Source organism: Sphingobacterium yanglingense (genome assembly GCF_004363245.1).
In the GTDB taxonomy this organism is placed as follows: Bacteria; Bacteroidota; Bacteroidia; order Sphingobacteriales; family Sphingobacteriaceae; genus Sphingobacterium; species Sphingobacterium yanglingense.
The window spans coordinates 1-5,503 of the sequence record NZ_SNYV01000006.1; the positions used below are offsets into that span (position 1 = coordinate 1).

Annotated in this window: 2 tRNA genes and 3 rRNA genes; all 5 read left to right on the plus strand. The window is 49.2% G+C overall.

From position 1 onward, the window contains the following. Window positions 1-331: 331 nt before the first annotated feature. The 5 genes from CLV99_RS02260 (at window position 332) to rrf (ending at window position 5,462) form a co-directional block, all read left to right on the plus strand. A 16S ribosomal RNA gene (locus CLV99_RS02260) occupies window positions 332-1,859 on the plus strand. Window positions 1,860-1,964: 105 nt separating this feature from the next. Continuing rightward, window positions 1,965-2,038 (plus strand) — tRNA-Ile (locus tag CLV99_RS02265). Window positions 2,039-2,048: 10 nt separating this feature from the next. After that, window positions 2,049-2,122: transfer RNA gene (locus CLV99_RS02270), tRNA-Ala, on the plus strand. Window positions 2,123-2,332: 210 nt separating this feature from the next. Continuing rightward, window positions 2,333-5,213 (plus strand): 23S ribosomal RNA (locus tag CLV99_RS02275). Window positions 5,214-5,350: 137 nt separating this feature from the next. After that, window positions 5,351-5,462 (plus strand): 5S ribosomal RNA (rrf, locus tag CLV99_RS02280). Together the 16S, 23S and 5S rRNA genes with 2 tRNA genes alongside form the textbook arrangement of a ribosomal RNA operon. The last annotated feature ends 41 nt before the right edge of the window (window positions 5,463-5,503 follow it).

Here is a 5,503-nt window from a genome sequence, read left to right on the forward strand (position 1 = left end):
GCAATCTTCTCCGAAAATATTTTAAAATAAAATTTGGAGGTTTAAAAAAGATTCCTACCTTTGCAGTCCCAACGGAAACGGAGGGCGATCGCCGCAAGGGTGATCGGAACAACAAAATGACAAGTCACATCTTTTGATGTCGATAATAAAAGCAGAAGCGCGATGCGGATGCGAACAAAGTTCTTTAAGGAAATGATCATGTAACGTAACGAGTAGTGTTGAGAAACAACGAAAGTTAAAAATAACTCAACCTGTCAATCATAGAATCAGAAATTATTTAATAAAGACAATTCTATTTTTCATAAATAGTCTTGATCTTACACTTCATTTTACTATGGAGAGTTTGATCCTGGCTCAGGATGAACGCTAGCGGCAGGCCTAATACATGCAAGTCGAACGGGATCCATTTTTAGCTTGCTAAGGATGGTGAGAGTGGCGCACGGGTGCGTAACGCGTGAGCAACCTGCCCATATCAGGGGGATAGCCCGAAGAAATTCGGATTAACACCGCATAAGATTATAGTTCCGCATGGGACATTAATTAAATATTTATAGGATATGGATGGGCTCGCGTGACATTAGCTAGTTGGTAGGGTAACGGCTTACCAAGGCTACGATGTCTAGGGGCTCTGAGAGGAGAATCCCCCACACTGGTACTGAGACACGGACCAGACTCCTACGGGAGGCAGCAGTAAGGAATATTGGTCAATGGAGGGAACTCTGAACCAGCCATGCCGCGTGCAGGATGACTGCCCTATGGGTTGTAAACTGCTTTTGTCGGGGAATAAACCTCTCTACGAGTAGAGAGCTGAATGTACCCGAAGAATAAGGATCGGCTAACTCCGTGCCAGCAGCCGCGGTAATACGGAGGATCCGAGCGTTATCCGGATTTATTGGGTTTAAAGGGTGCGTAGGCGGCCTTATAAGTCAGGGGTGAAATACGGCAGCTCAACTGTCGCAGTGCCTTTGATACTGTAGGGCTTGAATCTATTTGAAGTGGGCGGAATAAGACAAGTAGCGGTGAAATGCATAGATATGTCTTAGAACTCCGATTGCGAAGGCAGCTCACTAAGTTAGTATTGACGCTGATGCACGAAAGCGTGGGGATCGAACAGGATTAGATACCCTGGTAGTCCACGCCCTAAACGATGATAACTCGATGTTGGCGATACACAGTCAGCGTCCCAGCGAAAGCGTTAAGTTATCCACCTGGGGAGTACGCCCGCAAGGGTGAAACTCAAAGGAATTGACGGGGGCCCGCACAAGCGGAGGAGCATGTGGTTTAATTCGATGATACGCGAGGAACCTTACCCGGGCTTGAAAGTTAGTGACGGATGCAGAGACGCATCCTTCCTTCGGGACACGAAACTAGGTGCTGCATGGCTGTCGTCAGCTCGTGCCGTGAGGTGTTGGGTTAAGTCCCGCAACGAGCGCAACCCCTATGTTTAGTTGCCAGCACGTAATGGTGGGGACTCTAGACAGACTGCCTGCGTAAGCAGTGAGGAAGGTGGGGACGACGTCAAGTCATCATGGCCCTTACGTCCGGGGCTACACACGTGCTACAATGGATGGTACAGCGGGCAGCTACACAGCAATGTGATGCCAATCTCGAAAAGCCATTCACAGTTCGGATCGGGGTCTGCAACTCGACCCCGTGAAGTTGGATTCGCTAGTAATCGCGTATCAGCAATGACGCGGTGAATACGTTCCCGGGCCTTGTACACACCGCCCGTCAAGCCATGAAAGTTGGGGGTGCCTAAAGCATGTAACCGCAAGGAGCGTGTTAGGGCAAAACCGATAATTGGGGCTAAGTCGTAACAAGGTAGCCGTACCGGAAGGTGCGGCTGGAATACCTCCTTTCTAGAGCATTCATGATTGAAGCTCGTTACGTTATTACATGATTATAAGAGACAAGAAGAAAGTACCCACCCTGGTGGAGTACCGAGAGAGATAAAAGTAATAGCTAGTCCCGTAGCTCAGTTGGTTAGAGCACTACACTGATAATGTAGGGGTCAGCAGTTCAAATCTGCTCGGGACTACAACACTTAAGGGGAATTAGCTCAGCTGGCTAGAGCACCTGCCTTGCACGCAGGGGGTCAACGGTTCGAATCCGTTATTCTCCACGAGATAGTATCAGGCATTTAGTACTTAGTATCTGGACAGATGTATGGCGACATATAGAATCCAACTGCTAATATCTAACTACTACATACTACCAAAGAGTTCTTTGACATATTGAAAGAAAAAAAACACAAGAGAAGACAATAGGGACGAAAGTGCTGAGGCACGATTAGTCAAAGCAACACCATGGTAGCAAAAGGGCCATGCGTGTGAAGAAAGTAAATAAGGGCACACGGGGGATGTCTAGGCTCTCAGAGGCGATGAAGGACGTGATAAGCTGCGATAAGCCACGGGGATCAGCAAATGTGACTTGATCCGTGGATTTCCGAATGGGGCAACCTGGCTGTTTGAAGAACAGTCGTATAATACGCGAACGCGCCGAACTGAAACATCTAAGTAAGCGTAGGAGGAGAAAATAATAATGATTTCGTAAGTAGTGGCGAGCGAACACGAAAGAGCCCAAACCCATATTGTTACGGCAATATGGGGGTTGTAGGACCACGACATTGTATTGTCGCTATGAACTGGAAGCAGGTGGGAAACTGCGCGATATGGGTGATAGCCCCGTACAGGTAAAGAATGACAGCATAGTGGTATCCTGAGTAGGGCGGGACCGGAGGAATCCTGCTTGAATCTGCCAGCACCATCTGGTAAGGCTAAATACTCCTGAGAGACCGATAGTGGACCAGTACCGTGAGGGAAAGATGAAAAGAACCCCGAACAGGGGAGTGAAAAGAACCTGAAACCGTGTGCTTACAAGCGGTTGGAGCAGAGTGATTCTGTGACAGCGTGCCTTTTGCATAATGAGCCTACGAGTTACTCTTTACTGGCAAGGTTAAGTGGTTCAGCCACGCAGCCGAAGCGAAAGCGAGTCTGAATAGGGCGCATAGTCAGTAGAGGTAGACGCGAAACCTTGTGATCTACCCTTGGGCAGGTTGAAGTCTGGGTAACACCAGATGGAGGACCGAACCGATAAACGTTGAAAAGTTTCCGGATGACCTGAGGGTAGGGGTGAAAGGCCAATCAAACTGGGAAATAGCTCGTACTCCCCGAAATGTTTTTAGGAACAGCGTCGGCATAGAGTCTTGTAGAGGTAGAGCTACCGATTGGGTGCGGGGGAGTCAAATCCTACCAAATCCAGACGAACTCCGAATGCTACAAGATATGGCCGGCAGTGAGGCTTTGGGTGCTAAGGTCCAAGGCCGAGAGGGAAAGAACCCAGACCATCAGCTAAGGTCCCCAAATGTAGTCTAAGTTGAACTAACGAGGTCCGGTTGCCCAGACAGCTAGGATGTTGGCTTGGAAGCAGCCATTCATTTAAAGAGTGCGTAACAGCTCACTAGTCGAGCGACCGGGCGTGGATAATAAACGGGCATCAAGATTACTACCGAAGCTATGGATTTGCACTTATGTGCATCTGGTAGGGGAGCATTCTATTGGGGGCGAAGCCGCATGGTGATGTGTGGTGGACTTAATAGAAAAGCAAATGTAGGCATAAGTAACGATAAGGCGGGTGAGAAACCCGCCCACCGAAAGACTAAGGTTTCCTGATCAACGCTAATCGGATCAGGGTTAGTCGGGACCTAAGGCGCATCCGAACGGAGAAAGCCGATGGACAATGGGTTAATATTCCCATACTTTTCTTTACTGCGATGTGGTGACGGAGTAGTGACACTGCCGCGAACTGACGGAATAGTTCGTTAAAAGACGTAGGTATAGGGACGGTAGGCAAATCCGCCGACCCTGCTGAAATCCAATAGTACTGCAAAGCTTCGGCGGCGCAGATAGAGCAGGTAATCAGACTTCCAAGAAAACCCGCTAAGCTTCAGGTAAAGAAAACCCGTACCGTAAACCGACACAGGTAGTCGAGGAGAGAATCCTAAGGTGCTCGAGTGAGTCATGGCTAAGGAACTCGGCAAAATGGCCCTGTAACTTCGGGAGAAGGGGCGCTGTCTCGTAAGAGCAGCCGCAGTGAAAAGGCCCAGGCGACTGTTTAGCAAAAACATATGGCTTTGCAAAATCGAAAGATGAGGTATAAGGCCTGACACCTGCCCGGTGCTGGAAGGTTAAGAGGGGATGTCATCCGCAAGGAGAAGCATTGAATCGAAGCCCCAGTAAACGGCGGCCGTAACTATAACGGTCCTAAGGTAGCGAAATTCCTTGTCGGGTAAGTTCCGACCTGCACGAATGGTGTAACGATCTGGGCGCTGTCTCAGCCATGAGCTCGGTGAAATTGTGGTATCGGTGAAGACGCCGATTACCCGCAACGGGACGGAAAGACCCCATGCACCTTCACTATAGCTTAACATTGAAATTGGGTACAGGATGTGTAGGATAGGCGGGAGATGTTGAAGTGGCTTCGCCAGGAGTCATGGAATCAACCTTGAAATACCGCCCTTTCTGTATTCGGTTTCTAATCCCATGATGTGGGAGACATTGTTTGGTGGGTAGTTTGACTGGGGTGGTCGCCTCCAAAAAGGTAACGGAGGCTTTCAAAGGTAAGCTCAGTACGCTTGGTAACCGTACGGGGAGTGCAATGGCATAAGCTTGCTTGACTGTGAGGCCTACAAGCCGAGCAGGGTCGAAAGACGGACATAGTGATCCGGTGGTTCTGTATGGAAGGGCCATCGCTCAAAGGATAAAAGGTACGCTGGGGATAACAGGCTGATCTCCCCCAAGAGCTCATATCGACGGGGAGGTTTGGCACCTCGATGTCGGCTCGTCACATCCTGGGGCTGGAGAAGGTCCCAAGGGTTGGGCTGTTCGCCCATTAAAGTGGCACGCGAGCTGGGTTCAGAACGTCGCGAGACAGTTCGGTCCCTATCTGTTGTGGGCGTTGGAAGTTTGAGTGGATCTGTCCTTAGTACGAGAGGACCGGGATGGACTGACCGCTGGTGAACCAGTTATGCCGCCAGGTGTACGGCTGGGTAGCTACGTCGGGAATAGATAAGCGCTGAAAGCATCTAAGTGCGAAACTAGCCACAAGATGAGACTTCCTTATAGGGTCGTAGAAGATGACTACGTTGATAGGCTATAGGTGTAAAGGTTGAGAGACCAAAGCCGAGTAGTACTAATAGCCCGAAGCTTTCCAAGCAGATAGACCTGTTGTCTTCTCTGACTGTTCTTTTTCTTTCAATAACATGTCAATATTAGTATTGGGTACATGGTATTGTGTATTGGGATATATCTTCTCATCTCACATATGTCAGATCCCATATCTAAAAGATATTTCAGGTGCCTATATCGGCGGTGTCTACCTCTTCCCATTCCGAACAGAGAAGTCAAGCCCGCCAGAGCCGATGGTATTGCCGTAACAGGTGGGAGAGTAGGTCGGTGCCTTTTTTAATACGAAGCCCCTTCAGGAAACTGGAGGGGCTTTTGTT